The sequence below is a fragment of the Nocardioides sp. Leaf374 genome, assembly GCF_916862475.1.
GTDB lineage: Bacteria > Actinomycetota > Actinomycetes > Propionibacteriales > Nocardioidaceae > Nocardioides > Nocardioides kribbensis.
In genome coordinates, this window is record NZ_CAKASO010000001.1 from 142,256 (window position 1) to 159,504 (window position 17,249).

General features: G+C 75.7%; 18 protein-coding genes. 6 read left to right on the top strand and 12 right to left on the bottom strand.

Annotated elements, in window-relative coordinates:
• Nucleotides 1-4: 4 nt before the first annotated feature.
• Entirely contained in the window at nt 5-2,047 is a 2,043-nt protein-coding gene (locus LPA27_RS00735; protein WP_416383221.1) for an ATP-dependent DNA helicase, read from the bottom strand.
• Nucleotides 2,048-2,155: 108 nt separating this feature from the next.
• Here LPA27_RS00735 and LPA27_RS00740 point away from each other — a divergent pair, with 108 nt between their 5' ends.
• On the top strand, nt 2,156-3,055 hold the full coding sequence (locus tag LPA27_RS00740; RefSeq protein ID WP_228941145.1) for an alpha/beta fold hydrolase: 900 nt from the start codon (nt 2,156-2,158) through the stop codon (nt 3,053-3,055).
• Here the strand turns inward: LPA27_RS00740 and LPA27_RS00745 are convergent.
• Entirely contained in the window at nt 3,030-3,758 is a 729-nt protein-coding gene (locus LPA27_RS00745; protein WP_228941146.1) for an SGNH/GDSL hydrolase family protein, read from the bottom strand. The two genes, LPA27_RS00740 and LPA27_RS00745, sit on opposite strands and share 26 nt — an antisense overlap.
• A 53-nt stretch (nt 3,759-3,811) precedes the next feature.
• Complete coding sequence (hflX, locus tag LPA27_RS00750) at nt 3,812-5,191, bottom strand: GTPase HflX (protein WP_228941191.1); 1,380 nt, start codon at nt 5,189-5,191, stop codon at nt 3,812-3,814.
• A gap of 292 nt (nt 5,192-5,483) precedes the next feature.
• Here hflX and LPA27_RS00755 point away from each other — a divergent pair, with 292 nt between their 5' ends.
• Nucleotides 5,484-6,191 (top strand): nucleoside/nucleotide kinase family protein, encoded by a 708-nt coding sequence (locus LPA27_RS00755; protein ID WP_228941147.1) that lies wholly within the window; start codon nt 5,484-5,486, stop codon nt 6,189-6,191.
• Between the two features lie 18 nt (nt 6,192-6,209).
• Here LPA27_RS00755 and LPA27_RS00760 read toward each other — a convergent pair whose 3' ends face one another.
• From LPA27_RS00760 to miaA, 6 genes are all read right to left on the bottom strand, one after another.
• The gene (locus LPA27_RS00760; protein WP_056865747.1) at nt 6,210-6,902 is read right to left on the bottom strand and encodes an alpha/beta hydrolase; all 693 of its coding nucleotides are present in this window, start codon (nt 6,900-6,902) and stop codon (nt 6,210-6,212) included.
• A 79-nt stretch (nt 6,903-6,981) separates the two neighbouring features.
• The gene (locus LPA27_RS00765) at nt 6,982-7,758 is read right to left on the bottom strand and encodes an SDR family NAD(P)-dependent oxidoreductase (RefSeq protein WP_056865811.1); all 777 of its coding nucleotides are present in this window, start codon (nt 7,756-7,758) and stop codon (nt 6,982-6,984) included.
• A gap of 85 nt (nt 7,759-7,843) precedes the next feature.
• Complete coding sequence (dapF, locus tag LPA27_RS00770; protein ID WP_228941148.1) at nt 7,844-8,716, bottom strand: diaminopimelate epimerase; 873 nt, start codon at nt 8,714-8,716, stop codon at nt 7,844-7,846.
• Nucleotides 8,717-8,732: 16 nt separating this feature from the next.
• Complete coding sequence (gene ggt, locus LPA27_RS00775) at nt 8,733-10,655, bottom strand: gamma-glutamyltransferase (protein ID WP_228941149.1); 1,923 nt, start codon at nt 10,653-10,655, stop codon at nt 8,733-8,735.
• A 131-nt stretch (nt 10,656-10,786) separates the two neighbouring features.
• Nucleotides 10,787-11,329: a dihydrofolate reductase family protein gene (locus LPA27_RS00780; RefSeq protein ID WP_056865745.1), complete on the bottom strand. Its 543-nt coding sequence runs from the start codon at nt 11,327-11,329 to the stop codon at nt 10,787-10,789.
• Nucleotides 11,326-12,294 (bottom strand): tRNA (adenosine(37)-N6)-dimethylallyltransferase MiaA, encoded by a 969-nt coding sequence (gene miaA, locus LPA27_RS00785; RefSeq protein WP_056865744.1) that lies wholly within the window; start codon nt 12,292-12,294, stop codon nt 11,326-11,328. Before miaA ends, LPA27_RS00780 begins: the two co-directional genes overlap by 4 nt.
• 91 nt (nt 12,295-12,385) lie before the next feature.
• On the opposite strand from miaA, the gene LPA27_RS00790 reads away from it, so the two are divergent.
• The 4 genes from LPA27_RS00790 to LPA27_RS00805 all read left to right on the top strand — a co-directional run bounded on the left by LPA27_RS00790 (nt 12,386) and on the right by LPA27_RS00805 (nt 13,723).
• On the top strand, nt 12,386-12,664 hold the full coding sequence (locus LPA27_RS00790; RefSeq protein ID WP_056865743.1) for an antitoxin: 279 nt from the start codon (nt 12,386-12,388) through the stop codon (nt 12,662-12,664).
• Nucleotides 12,661-12,825, top strand: a complete 165-nt coding sequence (locus LPA27_RS00795) for a hypothetical protein (RefSeq protein ID WP_156718300.1) — start codon at nt 12,661-12,663, stop codon at nt 12,823-12,825. Before LPA27_RS00790 ends, LPA27_RS00795 begins: the two co-directional genes overlap by 4 nt.
• Nucleotides 12,822-13,349: an NUDIX hydrolase gene (locus LPA27_RS00800; RefSeq protein WP_228941150.1), complete on the top strand. Its 528-nt coding sequence runs from the start codon at nt 12,822-12,824 to the stop codon at nt 13,347-13,349. Before LPA27_RS00795 ends, LPA27_RS00800 begins: the two co-directional genes overlap by 4 nt.
• Before the next feature lie 77 nt (nt 13,350-13,426).
• Complete coding sequence (locus LPA27_RS00805; protein WP_228941151.1) at nt 13,427-13,723, top strand: hypothetical protein; 297 nt, start codon at nt 13,427-13,429, stop codon at nt 13,721-13,723.
• Nucleotides 13,724-13,769: 46 nt separating this feature from the next.
• Here LPA27_RS00805 and LPA27_RS00810 read toward each other — a convergent pair whose 3' ends face one another.
• The 3 genes from LPA27_RS00810 to LPA27_RS00820 form a co-directional block, all read right to left on the bottom strand.
• The gene (locus tag LPA27_RS00810; RefSeq protein ID WP_228941152.1) at nt 13,770-14,714 is read right to left on the bottom strand and encodes a DUF559 domain-containing protein; all 945 of its coding nucleotides are present in this window, start codon (nt 14,712-14,714) and stop codon (nt 13,770-13,772) included.
• 191 nt (nt 14,715-14,905) lie between these two features.
• Nucleotides 14,906-16,468, bottom strand: a complete 1,563-nt coding sequence (gene miaB / locus LPA27_RS00815; RefSeq protein WP_267477170.1) for a tRNA (N6-isopentenyl adenosine(37)-C2)-methylthiotransferase MiaB — start codon at nt 16,466-16,468, stop codon at nt 14,906-14,908.
• A gap of 73 nt (nt 16,469-16,541) precedes the next feature.
• On the bottom strand, nt 16,542-17,063 hold the full coding sequence (locus tag LPA27_RS00820) for a hotdog fold domain-containing protein (RefSeq protein ID WP_228941153.1): 522 nt from the start codon (nt 17,061-17,063) through the stop codon (nt 16,542-16,544).
• Nucleotides 17,064-17,249 lie beyond the last annotated feature (186 nt).

The window sequence follows — 17,249 nt, forward strand, 5'->3', positions numbered from 1 at the left end:
GCCCTCAGCCGGCGGCGAGGCGCGCGAGGGCCTTGCGGACCACGGCCGGGTCGGTCGTGGTCCACATCGGCGGCAGGCTGGCCTTGAGGAAGCCGCCGTAGCGGGCGGTGGCCAGCCGGGGGTCGAGCACGGCCACGACGCCGCGGTCGCTGGTGGTGCGGATCAGCCGGCCGGCGCCCTGGGCCATGAGCAGGGCGGCGTGGGTGGCGGCGACCTGCATGAAGCCGTTGCCGCCGGCCTTGTCGGCGGCGCGCTGCCGGGCGCTCATCAGCGGGTCGTCGGGCCGCGGGAAGGGGATCCGGTCGATGAGCACGAGCTGGCAGGTCTCGCCGGGCACGTCGAGGCCCTGCCACAGCGTGAGCGTGCCGAAGAGGCAGGTGTGGGGGTCGGAGACGAACTGCTTGGCCAGCTCGGGCAGCTGAGCGTCGCCCTGCGCCAGCGTGGTCAGGTGCGGCAGCCGCTCGCGCACCGCCTCGGCCGCGGCCTCGGCGGCCCGGCGGCTGGAGAAGAGCCCGAGGGTGCGGCCGTCGGCGGCGTCGACGAGGTCGACGATCTCGTCGAGCTGGGCCTTAGCGAGCCCGTCGCGCCCCGGGGGCGGCAGGTGGCGGGCGACGTAGAGGATCGCCTGCTGGCCGTAGTCGAAGGGGCTGCCGACGTCGATCCCGCGCCAGGGCAGCGCCCCCGAGCCGGTGACGTCGCTGCCGACGTCGACGCGCTCGGAGGGCTTGAGGCCCACGCCGGTCGCGACGTTGGCGAAGTCGCCGCCGAGCATGAGGGTGGCGCTGGTGAAGACCACTGTCTTCTCCGAGAGCAGCTTGTCGCGCATCGGGCCCCACACCTGCAGCGGCGCGACGTGGAGCCGCGGGGGGATGCGCGAGGCCCCGGCCTGGCCGCCCTCGTTGAGCCAGAGCACGTCGTGCTCGGAGAGACCCGCCATCCGCTCGGCGGTGGTGAAGACCTCCTGCACCGAGCCGCGGGCCTGCGCGCGCCCGGCGTCGCCGCCCTCGCCGGCCTCCTTCTGCTCGCGGGGGTAGGCCGACAGGCAGGTGCGCGCGGCGTCGCGCACCAGCTCGAGGGCGTCGCCGAGCTGCTGCGGCAGCTGCTCGAAGCGCCCCGGGGTGGCGGCGTCCATGGCGTCGCGCAGCGCGCCGGCGGCGTCGGCGAGGTCGTCGGCCTCGCTGCCGTCGACCCAGCGCTGGGAGCGGCGCGCGGCGCGCTCGACGTCGCCGACGGCCAGCTCGTCGGTGGCGGCCTGGGTGACCCGGGCGGTGAGCTCGTGGGCCTCGTCGATGACCACCGCGTCGTAGTCGGGGATCATCGGCACGCCCTCGATGGCGTCGATGGCCAGCAGCGAGTGGTTGGTGACGATGAGGTGGGAGCGCTGGGCCTTCTCGCGCGCGAGCTCGACGAAGCACTCCTGGCCGAAGGGGCACTTGCTGGCGCCCAGGCAGTCACGGTGGCCCACGCTGACCTGGCGCCACTCGCGGTCGGTGTGGCGCGGCGCGGCGTCGCGCTCGCCCGACCCGCCCTGCTCGGCCTCCTCCTCGGCCCAGGCCCGCAGCTCGAGGACCTTCTGGCCCATCGAGCCCTCGGGCATCTGCACCAGCGCGCCCTGGTCGTCGGGCACCCCCTCGCGGATGCGGTGGAGGCAGGCGTAGTTGGAGCGGCCCTTGAGCACGGCGTAGGAGGTGTCGACGCCGGGCTGGTCCTTGACCGCCTCGACCAGGCGGGGCAGGTCGCGCTCCACGAGCTGGTGCTGGAGGGCCAGGGTGGCGGTGGCGACGACCACCCGGCCGTCGTGGACCAGGGAGGGCACGAGGTAGCCCAGCGACTTGCCCGTGCCGGTGCCGGCCTGGACGAGCAGGTGCTCCTCCGACTCCAGCGCGCGCGAGACGGCCTCGGCCATCTGCACCTGGCCCGCCCGCTCCTGCCCGCCGAGCGCGGCCACGGCCGCCGAGAGCACCCGGGTGACCGCGCGGGCGTCGCCGGGGCTCGCGGCGGGCGCCGCGGGGGCGGTCTGGCTGGGGGCGGGGGTCTGCGGCACCAGAGAACCCTAACCGCGCTCGCCGACAGCCCGACGCGCCCCGAGCGGCAGCGGTGGAGAACCCCCGTCGGGACGGGGTCGGACCGGTGCCGCACCACCTAGGCTGCCGAGGTGGACACCCTCACGGACACCCTGACGCTGGCCGACGGCCGCACCCTGGAGCACCTCACCGGCGGCGACCCCGACGGCTTCCCCTGGCTCTACCACTCCGGCTCCCCCAGCGCGGCCGTCGCCTACGCCCCCGTCGACGAGGCCGCGCGACGGGCGGGGCTGCGCCTGATCACCTTCTCCCGCGCCGGCTACGGCGGCTCGAGCCCCCGGCGCCCCGAGCAGGGCCCGCCGCGCATGGCCGACGACGTCGCCGACGCCGTCGAGCTGCTCGAGCACCTCGGCGTCGACGAGCTGGTGACCCTCGGCTGGTCGGGCGGCGGGCCGCGCGCCCTGGCCACCGCGGCGCTGCTGCCCGGGCGCTGCCGGGCCGCGGCCACCCTGGCCGGGGTGGCGCCGCACGACGGCGCAGGGCTCGACTGGTCGGCGGGCATGGCCCCGGAGAACGTCGCGGAGTACACCGCGGCCGCCGCGGGGCCCGAGGCCTACGCCGCCTACCTCGAGCGCGAGTTCCTGCCGGTGCTCCAGGCCTCCCCCGCCGACCTCACCGAGGCCATGGGCGGTCTGCTCACCCCCGTCGACCAGGCGGCCCTCGACGGCACCTACGCCGAGTGGCTGGCCGAGACCTTCCGCCGCGCCGGCGCCCAGGGCGTGGTCGGGGTGCGCGACGACGGCCTGGCCTGCGTCGCGCCGTGGGGCTTCGACCTGGCCTCGATCACCGTGCCGGTGGCGGTCTGGCAGGGCCGCGAGGACGCGATGGTCCCCTACTCCCACGGCGCGTGGCTGGCCGAGCACGTGCCCGGCGCGCGGGCGCACCTCTTCGAGGACGAGGGCCACCTGTCGCTGGTGGCGCGCCTCGACGAGGTGCTGGCCGACCTCACCGGGCTGGCTGGCCTGCGCTGAGCGCCGCGGCGACGTGGTCGCCGAAGACCCGGTGGCCCTCGGGCGTGAGGTGCAGCCGGTCGGGCAGGTAGGTCAGGTCGAGCCCCGAGGTGGCGACGTACGCCGCTCCGTGGGCGCGGGCCAGCTCGCCCAGCAGCGCGTCGACGCGGGGCACCGCGGCGGCGCGCTCGGGCGCGAGCGGCGGGCCGACCACGACCACGCGGTGGCCCTCGAGACCGGCCAGCAGCCGCTCGAAGCCGGCCGCGATCTCGCCCGAGGGCTGGTCGACGTCGTTGAGGCCGCCCTCGAGCACCACGACGGCGTCGTCGGCGCCGGCGGGGTCGTCGGCGGCGAGGCGGGCCAGCGCCTCGGGGGCGCGGCGGTCGTAGGCGACCCGGGCGCCGCAGGAGGAGGCACCGGGGCTGAAGCCGGAGCCGGAGAAGCCCGCCACGTGCACCTCGCCGGGCAGCCGGGCGGGCCACGACGCGGTGAGGTCGTCGAGGCCGAGGCCGGCGGAGTAGGAGTCACCCACGACGAGCACTGGCGCGCCGCTGCCGGAGACGGCCGCGGCGCGGGCGGCCGACTGCGCGGCGAAGGTCTCGCAGCGCGAGGCGCCCTCACCGGTCGCGCCGGCCCCCAGCCACAGCGGCAGCGTCGCCACGACGGCTCCGAGCCCGGCCACGCCGGCGAGCAGGCGCCGACGGCGCGTCCCGAGGATCCCCACGCGACCAGGGTGCGGCACGACCCGGGGGCCGCGCAGCACATCGGGACCGGTCGTTACCCGATCGTGGCGGTGCCGACGCCCGCGTCGAGGAGGTAGGGCGCGAGCTCGCCGGCCAGCGCCTCGGTCGCGCGGCCGCGCACGACGGACCCGTCGGCGGTGTGCTCGATGCTGTCGATCTCGCCCTCCTGGTGCAGCCGGTTGACCAGGTCGCCCCGGTCGTAGGGCAGCAGCGCCTCGAAGGCGACCTCCGGGTGGGGCAGCTCGGCCTCGATCACGGCCAGGGCCTCGGCGATGCCCTCGCCGGTGCGGGCGGAGACGACCACGGAGTGGGGCTCACGGGCCCGCAGCCGGGCGATGACCATGGGGTCGGCCGCGTCGGCCTTGTTGATGACCACCAGCTCGGGCACGTCGCCGGCGTCGATCTCGGCCAGCACCTCCCGCACGGCGGCCAGCTGGCCCTCGGGGTCGGGGTGGGAGCCGTCGACGACGTGGAGCAGCAGGTCGGCGTCGGCCACCTCCTCCAGCGTGGAGCGGAAGGACTCGACCAGCTGGTGGGGCAGGTGGCGCACGAAGCCGACGGTGTCGCTCATCGTGTAGACGCGACCGTCGGAGGTGGTGGTGCGGCGCGTGGTCGGGTCGAGGGTGGCGAAGAGGGAGTCCTCGACGAGCACGCCGGCGCTGGTGAGCCGGTTGAGCAGGGAGGACTTGCCGGCGTTGGTGTAGCCGGCGATCGCGACCGCGGGGATCTGGTGGCGCTTGCGGTCGGCCCGCTTGGTGTCGCGGGTGCCCTTCATCTCCTTGAGCTCGCGACGCAGCTTGGCGATCTTGGTGTTGATGCGGCGGCGGTCGGTCTCGATCTTGGTCTCACCCGGACCGCGACCACCGATGCCGGCGCCGGCGGCGACCCGGCCACCGGCCTGGCGCGAGAGGTTGCCACCCCAGCCGCGCAGGCGCTGCTTCATGTAGTTGAGCTGGGCCAGCTCGGTCTGGGCCTGGCCCTCCTTGGACTTCGCGTGCTGGGCGAAGATGTCGAGGATCAGCGCCGTGCGGTCGACGACCTTGACCTTGAGCCGGTCCTCGAGGTTCCTCAGCTGGCTGGGGGCCAGCTCACCGTCGCAGATGACGGTGTCGGCGCCGGTGGCCGCGACGATCTCCTTGAGGCCCTCCACCTTGCCGCGACCGACGTACGTCGCCGGGTCGGGCGACTGGCGACGCTGGTAGATCGCGTCGAGGACCTCCGAGCCCGCGGTCTCGGCCAGCAGCGCCAGCTCGGCCATGGAGTTCTCGGCGTCCTGGGTGGTGCCCTCGGTCCACACCCCGACCAGCACGACGCGCTCGAGACGAAGCTGGCGGTACTCGACCTCGGTGATGTCCTCGAGCTCGGTGCGCAGGCTGGCCACGCGGCGCAGCTGGTGGCGCTCGGCGAGGTCCATGGCGCCCGTGGTGGGGTCGTCCTCCGGGTCGGGCCCGTCGGCGGCGTAGCCCGACTCGACGTCGGGGTCCTCCCAGTCGGCCGTCTCGGCCAGCGCGGAGTCGAGCCCGGAGTCGAGCCCGGAGTCGAGCCCGGAGTCGAGGTCGGGCTCGAGGTCGGTGTCGAGGGTGAGGTCGTGTGCGTGGGTCATATGCCTCCAGGGTAGGTGTGGGGGAACAACACCGCGAGCGGGTTTACTCCCCCGGCCGCGCCGGATCCGCCCACCGGCGCCCGCGCTGCGCGATCATCGACGGGTGCCCCACCCGACCGCTGCCGGCCCCGGCGCCACGAGCCGCCCCGACGCCCCGGGCGCTCCCGGCGTCACCCGGCTGCCCTCCCACGGACCCGCCCTCGACACCGCCCTCGACGCGCTGCTGACGGGCCTGCGCGAGCGCGGGGAGCGGATGCTCGGCCTCACCGGCGCGCCCGGGGCCGGCAAGTCGACCTTCGCCGCGCTGCTGGCGGCGCGCTCGGGCACGGCGGTCGTGCCGATGGACGGCTTCCACCTCGCCGACGTCGAGCTGCGGCGCCGCGGGCTCCTCGCACGCAAGGGCGCGCCGGAGACCTTCGACCCCGAGGGCTGCGCGGCGCTGCTGACCCGGGTGCGCGGCCGGGAGTCGCTGGTGATGGCACCGGCCTTCGAGCGCGGCCTGGAGCAGCCGCTGGCCGGCGCGCTGCCGGTGCCCGGCGGCGTCGACCTCGTGGTCGTGGAGGGCAACTACCTGCTGCTCGACGGGGCCTGGGCCCGGGTGCACGACCAGCTCGACGCGGTGTGGCACCTGCGCGTCGCGGAGCCGCTGCGGCTCGCGCGCCTGGTGGCGCGTCACGAGGAGTTCGGCAAGTCGCCCGCCGAGGCGCGGGCCTGGGTCGAGCGGGTCGACGGGCCCAACGCCCGGCTCGTGGAGGCCGCCGCGCCCCGCGCCGACCTCGTGCTCGACCTCAGCGACCTGCGGCTCGGCTGAGCGGCCGCACCGGGCCGCTCAGGCGGTGACCCACTCCTCGCCGGCGAGGACCTGGGCGACGGGCGGGTCGAGGCGCACGGCGTCGGCGCCGAGCAGGGAGGCGACGCTGAACTGCGCGGCGTAGCCGTCGAAGTCCCCGCCGTGGCGCAGCATCGCGTGCTTGCCCTCCGGCACCCGGATGAAGCCCACCTCGGTGGAGGCGGCGATGCGACGGGCGACGGCCTCGGCGTGCGAGGGCTGGGCGATGCGGTCCTGCTGGCCGTGCACCACCAGCACGCGGCGCCCCGGCAGCGGCACCCCGTCGGTCGGGTAGACCCACGGGTTGAGGGCCACCACGCTCACCACGCCGTCCTGCGCGCCGCCGAGGAGGGCGGCGCGCCCGCCGAGGGAGTGACCGACCAGGCCGACCGGCAGGTCGCCGTACTGCTCGCGCAGCCGGGCCATCGCCCAGCGCAGGTCGTCGAGCGGGGTGTGGTCGGCGGCCCAGCCCCGGTGGCTGTTGAGCAGGCGTACGACGGCCAGGCGTCGGCCGCCCGCGCGGGCCACCCGCCGCGCGGTCGGCACCATGCGCAGCACCGAGAGCTGCGTGGGGCTGACCCGCGGGTCGCCCTGCCGGTTGGCGCCGCCGTGGAGCACGACCACGACGCCCTCGGGGTCGCGGGGGGCGTGGGTCGCCACGAGGCGGGGGGCGGCTTCCAGGGGACCGGTCACCGCCCCAGTCTCCCGCGAGCGCTCGAGCCGCGCCCCACCCCGCCGGCCGAGGGAGGGCCGCCGCAGCGGCCCGGGAGCGTCACTTCGGAGGCATCCGGATGCCGCCGTCGACGCGGATGACCTCGGCGTTCATGTAGGAGTTCGTGATCGTCTCGACCACCATGCTGGCCAGCTCCTCGGGGCGACCCAGGCGGTGCGGGAAGAGCACGCTCTGGCCCAGCTTGGCCTTGAACGCCTCGGCGTCCTCGCCCTCGCCGTAGATCGGGGTGTCGACCAGGCCCGGCGCGATGGTGTTGAGACGGATGCCGGAGGCCGAGAGGTCGCGCGCCACGGGCAGGGTCATGCCGACCACGCCGCCCTTGGAGGAGGAGTAGGCCGCCTGGCCGATCTGGCCGTCGAAGGCCGCGACGCTGGTCAGGTTGGCGATGGCGCCGCGGCAGCCGTCGGCGTCGGGCTCGTTGCGGCTCATCGCCGTGGCGGCGATCCGGGTCATGTCGAAGGTGCCGATGAGGTTGATCGCGATGACGCGGGTGTAGGCCTCGAGGTCGTGGGCGGAGTCGAACTCCCCGTCGCGGCCGATCGTGCGCTGCGCCCAGCCGATGCCGGCGGAGTTGACCACCGCGCGCAGCGGCGCGATCTGGGCCGCGGCGGTGACGGCGGCCTTGATCTGCTCGGTGTCGGTGACGTCGACCTGGGCGAAGACGCCCCCGATCTCGTGGGCCAGGGCCTCGCCCTTGTCGGCCTGGAGGTCGGCGACCACGACGACCGCTCCCTTGGCGGCGAGCTGGCGGGCGGCGGCCGCGCCGATGCCCGACGCCCCGCCCGTGACGATGGCACTGCATCCGTTGATGTCCATGGCCGCGAGCATAGTGGGCGCGGAGTACCCGCTCCCACCTCCTGGTACTCCCGCGACAGCGCCGCTGTCACGGTCGGCGCGGGTGCTACAGCGCGGTGGTGCCGCGGGCGACCACGACGGCCGGGCCGGTCATCAGCACGCGGTCCTGCGGGGTCCAGGCGATCGTGAGCGTGCCGCCCGGCAGGTCGACGCGGTACTCCGCGGCGTCGGCCGGTCCGAGTCCGTCGGCCTCGGCCGCCGCCACCATGACCGCGCAGGCCCCAGTGCCGCAGGAGCGGGTCTCGCCGGAGCCGCGCTCGTGCACCCGCATCGCGACGTGCCGCTCCCCCCGGCGTACGACGAACTCCACGTTGACGCCCGCGGGGTAGACCGCGGGGTCGTGCCCGGGGGCCTCGCGCAGCGCCCCGACGGGCCCGGCGGGGGCGAGGTCGTCGACGAAGGTCACCGCGTGGGGGTTGCCCATGTCGACGTGCCGCGCCGGCCAGCGGGTCGTGCCGACCGTGACCTCCGTGTGGCCGAGCAGGGCCGGCGAGCCCATGTCGACGGTGACCAGGTCGCCGTCGAGCCGGATGGTCTTGACCCCGTCGCGCGTGGCCACCGGGAGGGGGCGCGCCGGGTCGGCGAGGCCCTCCTCGACCAGGTGGCGGGCGAAGACCCGGATGCCGTTGCCGCACATCTCCGAGACCGACCCGTCGGCGTTGCGGTAGTCCATGAACCACTCCGCGGCGCCCTCCGGTGCGGGCGAGCCGGGGCCGACCACCCCGCCGTCGAGGGCCGCCGTGCGCACGACGCGCAGCACGCCGTCGCCCCCGATGCCCGCGCGGCGGTCGCACAGCGCCCTGACCCTGGCGGGGTCGAGGTCGCCGTGGACCGTGCCGTCGTGGTCGGGCAGGAGCACGAAGTCGTTCTCGGTGCCGTGCCCCTTGAGGAAGGGGTAGGGCGTGCGGTGCGCGGGCATGGGTCGATCCTCCCGCTCAGCCGGTCGGGTCGAGGACCCGGGCCGAGCCCCCGCCGCGGCGCTCCGGCTCCGCGACGGCGGTGAGCCGCCTGCGGGGGCCGAACTCGATCGCGGTGAGGGCGCCGATCTCGGCCTGCGAGGTGAAGGCGTCGCCGGCGGGCTGGAGGTCGTGGCCGTAGGCCTCCAGGGCGGCGCCGTAGAGGTCGATGAACCCGGGCTCGGCGCTGACGGCGGGGGTGTTGCGCTGGGAGCCGCGCGGGTCGGCGACGACCTCGGTGATCGGCAGGCTGCGGTCGAGGTAGCCCACGATGCTCTGCAGCACCGTGGTGATGATCGTCGACCCGCCGGGCGAGCCGATCGCCAGGACCGGCACGGTGCGCTCCCCCGCGCCGTCGCCGAGCTGCTCGGTGATGATCGTGGGCGCCATGGAGCTGCGCGGGCGCTTGCCGGGCTGGAGCCGGTTGGGGTCGGAGCGGTCGAACTCGAGGCTGAAGTCGGTGAGCTCGTTGTTGAGCAGGAAGCCGCGCCCGGGCACGACGATGCCCGACCCGCCGGTCTGCTCGATGGTGAGGGTGTAGGAGACGACGTCGCCCCAGCGGTCGGCGGTGGTGAGGTGGGTGGTCTCGACGTTCTCGTGGTCCTCCGCGACCGCCCCGGCGCGGGCGGTGTCGCAGTCGGCCCCGGTGGCGTCGAGGTCGCCCGCGGCCACGGGCTTCGTCGCGGCGCGGTCGGGGTCGATCAGGCAGGCCCGGGAGGCCGCGAACCCCTCCGAGAGCAGCCGCCGGCGGGGCACGTCGACGAAGGCGGGGTCGCCGACGTACTCCGCGCGGTCGGCGAAGGCCAGGGCACTGGCCTCGAGGTAGTGGTGGAGCACGTCGGCGTCGTCGAGCTCCGGCAGGGGGAACTGCTCGAGCACCTGGAGCGCCTCGCCGACGGTCGTGCCGCCGCTGGAGGACCCGGCCATGCCCCACACGTCGTAGCCGCGGTAGTCGACCCGGGTCGGGGCCCGGTCGACCGCGCGGTAGGCGGCGAGGTCGCGGCGCTGGAGGTGCCCGCGGGGCACCGGCAGGTCGGTCGAGGCCGTGACCGGTGGGCGCCGCGCGGCGCGCACGACGTCGCCGGCCAGGTCGCCGCGGTAGAACGCACGGGTGCCGCGCCGGCCGACGAGGTCGTAGGTGTCGGCCAGGTCGGGGTTGCGGAAGGTCGAGCCCACGGCCGGGACCTCGCCCCCGGGCAGGAAGAGCCGCTTGGTGGACCGGAAGGCCGAGAAGCGCTCGACGTTGTCCTCGGTCTGGTCGGCGAAGGTCTGGTCGACCTCGAAGCCGGTGCGGGCCAGCCGGGCGGCCGGCCTCAGCGCGCGGCGCAGCGGCACGCTGCCCCACCGCTCGAGGGCCCGCTCCCAGGTGGCGAGGGTGCCGGGCGTGCCGACCGAGACGCCGCTGGTCACCAGGTCGGGGGTGAACGGGTAGGGCTCACCGGTCCCGGGGTCGAGGAAGGCGTCGCGCGGGATCGACAGCGGGGCGGTCTCGCGCCCGTCGACGGTGGACACCTTCCCGGTGCGCCCGTCGAGGTGCACGAGGTAGCCCCCGCCGCCGATGCCGGCGCTGTAGGGCTCGGTCACGCCCAGCGCCGCCGCCGTGGCGACGGCGGCGTCGACGGCGTTGCCGCCGCGCTTGAGCACGGCCATGCCGACGCGGGTCGCGTAGGGGTCGACCGAGGTGACGGCGCCCCCGGTGCCGACCGCGGTGGCCCGCTTGGGCGGCACGCCGGCGCGGGCGGCGGGCGCGTCGGCGGGTCCGCCTGCGCCGACGTGGCCGACGTCCGAGCCGATGTCGGGGGCGTCGGGCGCGGCGAGGGCCGGCGCGGCCACCAGGGCGCAGGAGAGCGCCGCGACCGCGGCGGCCAGGCGGGAGGGACGGGGCGGGCGGGGGCGTCGCATCACGGGGCTCCGAGAGGTGGGGTGGTCGGCGGCGGCCCGGGGGCGGCCTGCGGGTGCCGCCCATCCTGCACCAGGTCGCCGACGGACGGCAGGCCTCACGGGCCCGCGGTGGCGACCCCCTCGGCGCGGTCTCAGCCGCGCGGGCCCACCACGTCGTAGGTCGCGCAGAGCAGGTCGCCGTTGCGGGCCAGGTCGACCAGCCTGAGGTCGAAGGGACGGGGGAAGAGCGGGCGCCCCGCCCCCAGCGTGACCGGCGCGATCGAGACCACCAGGCGGTCGAGGTGGCCGGCCAGCGCCCACTGCGCCGCCAGGTCGCCGCCGCCGACGACCCACACGTCGCGCCCGGCCGCTCCCGCCACGACCTCGGGCCAGACCTCCTCCACCCCGCCGCCGACGAACCGGACGTCGCCCTCGGCCTCGGGGAAGGTGCGGTGGGTGAAGACCCAGCACGGGATGTCGTAGCCCCACGGCTCGCCGGTGGCGGCGGCGTGGTCGAGCAGCCACTGGTAGGTGGTCGCACCCATCACCATCGCCCCGATGCCGGCGATGAAGCCGGTGTAGCCCATGGGCCCGTCGGCGTCGGTGTCCTGGGTGAAGAGCCAGTCCAGGGAGTCGTGCTCGTCGGCGAGGAAGCCGTCGAGCGTGGTCGCGGTGTAGTAGGTCACCCGGGTCACGGGGTCGATCCTGCCCCGTCCACGGCGCGGCGCACAGCCTCCAGCGCCCGCTCGAGCCGCTCCGGGTCGTCGTGGCGCACCCACACGACGCGGGGGTCCTTACGGAACCACCCGTCCTGGCGCCGCGCGAAGCGCCGCGTCGCGCTCACGGTGCGCTCGCGCGCCTCCTCGAGCCCCAGCTCCCCGGCGAGGTACGCCGCGACCTCGCGGTAGCCGATGGCCCGCACCGCCGTGCGCCCCTCGGCCAGGCCCTCGCCCAGCAGCCGCTCCACCTCGGCCACCAGGCCGCCGGCGAACATCGCGTCGACCCGCTGCTCGATGCGGGCGTCGAGGGTCGGCCGGTCGATGTCCACGCCCACCTGCACGGTCGCGGGCCCGACGTACTCCAGGCGAGGCAGGGAGGCGCTGTAGGGGCGACCGGTGAGCTCGACCACCTCGAGCGCGCGCACCGTGCGCCGACCGTTCTCGACCAGGATGCGGGAGGCGGCCTCCGGGTCGACGGCGGCGAGGCGGGCGTGCATCGCCGCCGGCCCGACCTCGGCCAGCTCCGCCTCCAGGCGCGAGCGCAGCGCCTCGTCGGTGCCCGGGAAGTCGAAGCGGTCGAGCACGGCGCGCGTGTAGAGCGCCGAGCCGCCCACCAGCACCGGCACGCGACGTCGCCCGCGGAGGTCGTCGACCACGTCGCGGGCCCACCGCTGGAACTGCGCGACGCTGGCCGACCCGCGCACGTCGAGCACGTCGAGCAGGTGGTGCGGCACACCGCGGCGCTCCTCGACGGGGAGCTTGGCCGTGCCGACGTCCATGCCGCGGTAGACCTGCATGGCGTCGGTGTTGACCACCTCGCCGCCCAGCGCCTCGGCCAGGTCGAGCGACAGCGCGGTCTTGCCCGAGGCCGTCGCCCCGACGACCGCCACCACGGGCACGGGTCCGCACACCCCCTCGGGCGTCCCGTCGGCGCTGGTCATGTCGTTAGTGTGGCAAGCACGGGCCGCCCGCGCGGCGACCACCCGGCACGACGCGACATCCCAGCCATCCCGAGGCGACACAGGAGACGACATGGGCCTCTTCGACAAGGCCAGGCTCGACAAGGTCAAGCGCCAGGTCAGCGACGCCGTCGACAAGCACGGCGACAAGATCTCCGGTGGCATCGACAAGGCCGCCGCGGCCGCCGACAAGCGCACCGGCGGCAAGCACAGCGACAAGATCGCCAAGGGCGTGGCCAAGGCCAAGGACGGCCTCGACAAGCTCGACGGCAAGAACGACGACTTCCGCGACGGGCCCGCCGGCCCCGCGGGTCCGACCGGCCCCACCGGCCCTGCAGGAGGCCCCCGATGAGCCAGCCCGTGCCCGAGGAGCGCAACGACGCCTACGACCTCACCGAGGAGCCGCCCGGGGAGCACTCCAGCGACCTGCCCGGCGGCGGCGACGGCGACCAGGCCGCCGAGGCCGCCCAGGAGGAGAACGCCGAGACCTCCCTGGACCAGCCGTCCCAATGACCACCGCCTCCACCCCGGCCGACCCGGCCACCCGGACCACCGGCCGCACCCCCCAGGAGCTCGGTCGCTTCGTCGTCGTCCCGGCGGCCTACGTCTTCCTCACCCGCGACGGGGCCCACGGCACCGAGGTGCTGCTGCAGCTGCGCCGGGGCACCGGCTACATGGACGACCACTGGGCCGCGGCCGCCGCCGGCCACGTGGAGCAGGGCGAGACGGCCTACGCCGCCGCCCAGCGCGAGGCCACCGAGGAGCTCGACGTGAGCGACCTCGACCTCACCTTCGTCACCGCGATGCACCGCACCCGTGGCGGCGAGCCGATCGACGAGCGCATCGACTTCTTCTTCACCGCGCGCGCCTGGACCGGGGAGCCGCGCGTCGTCGAGCCCGAGAAGTGCGCCGGCCTGCGCTGGGTGGGTCTCGGCGAGCTCGGCGAGCTGCCGCAGCCCGTGGTGCCCCACGAGCGGGCCGTGCTCTCGGCCATCGGCGCCGGCACGACCACGCCGTACTCGACCTTCGGCTTCTGACGCGCCCGGCGGGACCCGCCGCCGCAGCCCTCCACCCGACAACCGCACGCCCGACCCCCGACACCCAGGAGGCCCCGATGAGCGAGACCCCCCAGGACCAGACCGACGAGACCACCGCGCTGGACCAGGGCGACCTGGGCCCGATGCCGGAGCCCTCGATCGAGCCCGGCGAGCCCAACCCCGGCGGCGCCGACGCCCTCGACACCGGCGAGCAGGAGGTCATCGTGCCCGACCTCCCCCCGGAGTCGAACCCGGCCACCGAGGACTCCCCCGTGGCCACCCGCGAGCCCGAGGACACCAGCACCAAGGCCACCCGCGCCCCCGGCGGCGAGGACGAGGGTCCCGACGCCGACGACGAGGACGCCCCCGTCTGACCGCTCCCGCCCGCGGGTCGCAGGAGGCCGACGGGCACAGTGCCGGTCAGCCCGGCCCGCACGGTCGTCGACCCGCGACGTCGCGCGGGTCACGGACGGTGCAGCACCCCGGGCACAGCCACTGTGCCCGTTCGGCCACGGCGGCCCGCAGCGTCTCGGTGACACGGTGCGGCCGGCCGACGACCTCCTCGTAGGAGAAGCGCAGCACGAGCCACCCGGCCACGCTGAGGGCGTTGTAGCGCAGGCAGTCCTCGGCGAGTGCGCTGCGCGATCCGTGCCACGCGAACGAGTCGGCCTCCAGCACCAGGCGCAGCCGCCGATCGAGGAGGTCGGGACGCCCCAGGAAGCCCGGGTCGTGGATGCTCACCTGGGGCTCCACCCGCAGCCCCGGTACGTCAAGGGCCGCGGCCCGCAGCGCCGACTCGAAGGGGCCGCTGGCCAGGTGGCTCGCCTCGCCCGCCACGCGCCGCACCTGCGCGGTCGCAGGACCACGTGCCTCCCGCGCCACTCGGTCGAGCGCTGACCGCGGCACCCCTGCGCGCAGCGCGGAGTCGGCGACGGCGAGGCCCTCGGCGAAGGGCAGGTGGCGCAGGCAGTCGCGCAGCGTGCGCTCCGGTGCGGTGACACCGTCCTCGACGTCCACGGCGGGGTCGAGGCGCGACCAGCGCACCTGCACGCCGCGTGCCTGCGACGGCGTGACCCTGCGGTTGCGCGGCACCGTGACCACCGGTCGCGACGGCGGCGTGAGCACCGCCCAGCCCCAGTGGAGCGCGGCGCTGAGGTGGGACACCGTGCCGGTCAGCCGGTGGGCGGCGGCGCGCGCCTCGTCCACCGCCGGCAGCGCGTAGCGGCCGCGGGCCAGCACCACCACGTCGCCGGCAGCGAGCGCGCGGTCGACCTCGGCCCGACTCCCCACCGCCTCCACCAGGTCGTGCCGCGAGGCCACCCCGCCGAGCCGGGTCAGCACCTCCACCACGCACGCCGACGCCATGCGCCGATGGTGCCCGGCGCAGGCGTGGTGGTGCGGGTGCTCTCCACAGCCGCGGAGCCGAACGGGCACAGTCGCCCGCCGGCGTCCCGACCCGCCGGCCGCGCCCCGTCGTACCGCAGCCCGCCGGGCGGCACGTGACGACTGTGCCCGTTCGGCTACGGCGCCCACCGGCCCCGACCGCTCGGGGCGGGTCAGCCGCAGGCGTTGACGGGCGGCAGCGGGGCCGGCACGCCGACGCCCGGCATGCCGAGCCCCACGCCGGCGCTGGCGGCGGGGGCGGCGGTGCGGGCCTCCCACGCGTCGCCCGACCGGGTGCGTCGCGAGCCGAGCACGCGGTCGGCGACCAGGTGGTGCGGAGCGGCGTGGGTGATCTCCACCGTGACCCGGTCGCCGGGGCGCACGCGCTCCTCGGGGGCGGCGAAGTGCACGAGACGGTTGTCGGGCGCACGTCCCGAGAGCCGCAGCGTCTCGGCGTCCTTGCGGCCCTCGCCCTCGGCCACCATCAGCTCGACGCTGCGCCCCACGAGGGCCTTGTTCTCCTCCCAGGCGATCTCGTCGACCAGGGCGGCCAGGCGCTGGTAGCGCTCCTTGACCACCGCTGGCGGCACCTGGTCGGGCAGCGTCGCGGCGGGGGTGCCGGGGCGCTTGGAGTACTGGAAGGTGAAGGCGCTGGCGAAGCGCGACTCGCGGACCACGCGCAGGGTCTCGGCGAAGTCGTCCTCGGTCTCCCCGGGGAAGCCGACGATGATGTCGGTGGTGATCGCGGCGTCGGGGATCGCGGCACGCACCCGCTCGATGATCCCGAGGAACTTCGCCGAGCGGTAGGAGCGGCGCATGTCCCTGAGCACCTTGTCGGAGCCCGACTGCAGCGGCATGTGCAGCGAGGGCATGACGTTGGGGGTCTCGGCCATCGCCTCGATGACGTCGTCGGTGAACTCCGCGGGGTGCGGCGAGGTGAAGCGGACCCGCTCGAGCCCCTCGATGCTCCCGCAGGCGCGCAGCAGCCGGGAGAAGGCCTGCCGGTCGCCGAACTCCACGCCGTAGGCGTTGACGTTCTGCCCCAGCAGGGTGACCTCGCTGACGCCCTCGGCCACCAGCGCCTCGATCTCGGCCAGGATCTCCCCGGGGCGGCGGTCCCGCTCCTTGCCGCGCAGCGCGGGCACGATGCAGAAGGTGCAGGTGTTGTTGCAGCCCACCGACACGCTCACCCAGGCGGCGTACGCCGACTCGCGCTTGGTCGGCAGCGTGGAGGGGAAGACGTCGAGCGACTCGAGGATCTCGACCTGCGCCTCCTCCTGCACCCGGGCCCGCTCCAGCAGCACCGGGAGCGAGCCGATGTTGTGGGTGCCGAAGACGACGTCGACGTAGGGCGCGCGCTCGGTGATCGTCGAGCGGTCCTTCTGCGCCAGGCAGCCGCCGACGGCGATCTGCATGCCGGGGTGGCGGGCCTTGACCGAGGCGAGGTGGCCCAGGTTGCCGTAGAGCTTGTTGTCGGCGTTCTCCCGCACGGCGCAGGTGTTGAAGACCACCACGTCGGGCACGGCCTCCACGGTGGTGCCGGCCTCGCCGCCGCCGGGGCGGGCGAAGGGGGCGTAGCCGGCGTCCTCCAGCAGGCCGGTGAGGCGCTCGGAGTCGTGGACGTTCATCTGGCACCCGTAGGTGCGGACCTCGTAGGTGCGGGTGGCCGCCGCGACGTCGGCCGTGGCCTCGGCGGACTCGACGGTGGCGGGGACGGTCTCGGGGGCAGCAGTCATGGCCGTCCCAGGGTACGGCGGCACCGTGGCGCCCACCCAACGCGCGCCGCGGCCCCCCGGGCCGGCCTCCGGGTCAGGAGGTGCGGGCGGGCTTGGGGGTGCGGGCGGGCTTGGGGGTGACCCAGAGCCGGATGACGCCCTCGATGACGACCGTGCCGTCGTCGCGCACACCGCGCACCCGCACGGGCACCTCGCCCCCGGCGGCGGGCAGCGCCTCGGAGGACCACTGCTCGGGGTCGGTCTCGGCGATGCAGGTGATGTCGCTGGTCGCCTTGGCGGTGTAGCGGACCTCCATGCCCTGGGGGATCCAGCGCTTGTCGGAGGGGATCGAGGCCTCGGCCAGGGCCCCCATGGCCGCCTCGAGGCCGTTGCACAGCGCGATGGCGTGCACGGTGCCGATGTGGTTGTGCACGGCGCGGCGCTTCGGGATCACGAGCTCGGCGCGGTGGGGCTCCAGCACGGTGAAGCGTGGGCGGATCGAGGCGAAGTAGGGCGCCTTCTGACCGAAGAGGACCGAGAACACCCGGGTGCCGACGCTCCGGCCGATCACGGGGAGGTTGCTGGTGGTGCGCCACAGCGAGAGGACCTGACTCATGACCCGCACATTACTCGACGGTAACTTTCGCCGCCAGCACCCGTCCCACCGCCCGCGCGGCACGTCCAGGACCGCCGCACCGCAGGTCTCGACCGGTCGGACCCGGAGGCCTCGCCGGTGCTACCGTCGACCGCACCGGCCGGGCCGCGCCCCCACCGCGCCCCGGCACCACGGCCGTCACGGCCG

Coding starts and splice junctions, on each gene's coding strand:
- dapF (WP_228941148.1), bottom strand. CDS start 8,716: ATGCCCGCGCACCGCACGCCCTACCCCTTCCTCAAGGGGCACGGCACC.
- LPA27_RS00765 (WP_056865811.1), bottom strand. CDS start 7,758: ATGGACATCAACGGATGCAGTGCCATCGTCACGGGCGGGGCGTCGGGC.
- LPA27_RS00810 (WP_228941152.1), bottom strand. CDS start 14,714: ATGGCGTCGGCGTGCGTGGTGGAGGTGCTGACCCGGCTCGGCGGGGTG.
- miaB (WP_267477170.1), bottom strand. CDS start 16,468: ATGACTGCTGCCCCCGAGACCGTCCCCGCCACCGTCGAGTCCGCCGAG.
- LPA27_RS00820 (WP_228941153.1), bottom strand. CDS start 17,063: ATGAGTCAGGTCCTCTCGCTGTGGCGCACCACCAGCAACCTCCCCGTG.
- hflX (WP_228941191.1), bottom strand. CDS start 5,191: ATGGACCTCGCCGAGCGCCACCAGCTGCGCCGCGTGGCCAGCCTGCGC.
- miaA (WP_056865744.1), bottom strand. CDS start 12,294: ATGACCAGCGCCGACGGGACGCCCGAGGGGGTGTGCGGACCCGTGCCC.
- LPA27_RS00790 (WP_056865743.1), top strand. CDS start 12,386: ATGGGCCTCTTCGACAAGGCCAGGCTCGACAAGGTCAAGCGCCAGGTC.
- LPA27_RS00800 (WP_228941150.1), top strand. CDS start 12,822: ATGACCACCGCCTCCACCCCGGCCGACCCGGCCACCCGGACCACCGGC.
- ggt (WP_228941149.1), bottom strand. CDS start 10,655: ATGCGACGCCCCCGCCCGCCCCGTCCCTCCCGCCTGGCCGCCGCGGTC.
- LPA27_RS00805 (WP_228941151.1), top strand. CDS start 13,427: ATGAGCGAGACCCCCCAGGACCAGACCGACGAGACCACCGCGCTGGAC.
- LPA27_RS00795 (WP_156718300.1), top strand. CDS start 12,661: ATGAGCCAGCCCGTGCCCGAGGAGCGCAACGACGCCTACGACCTCACC.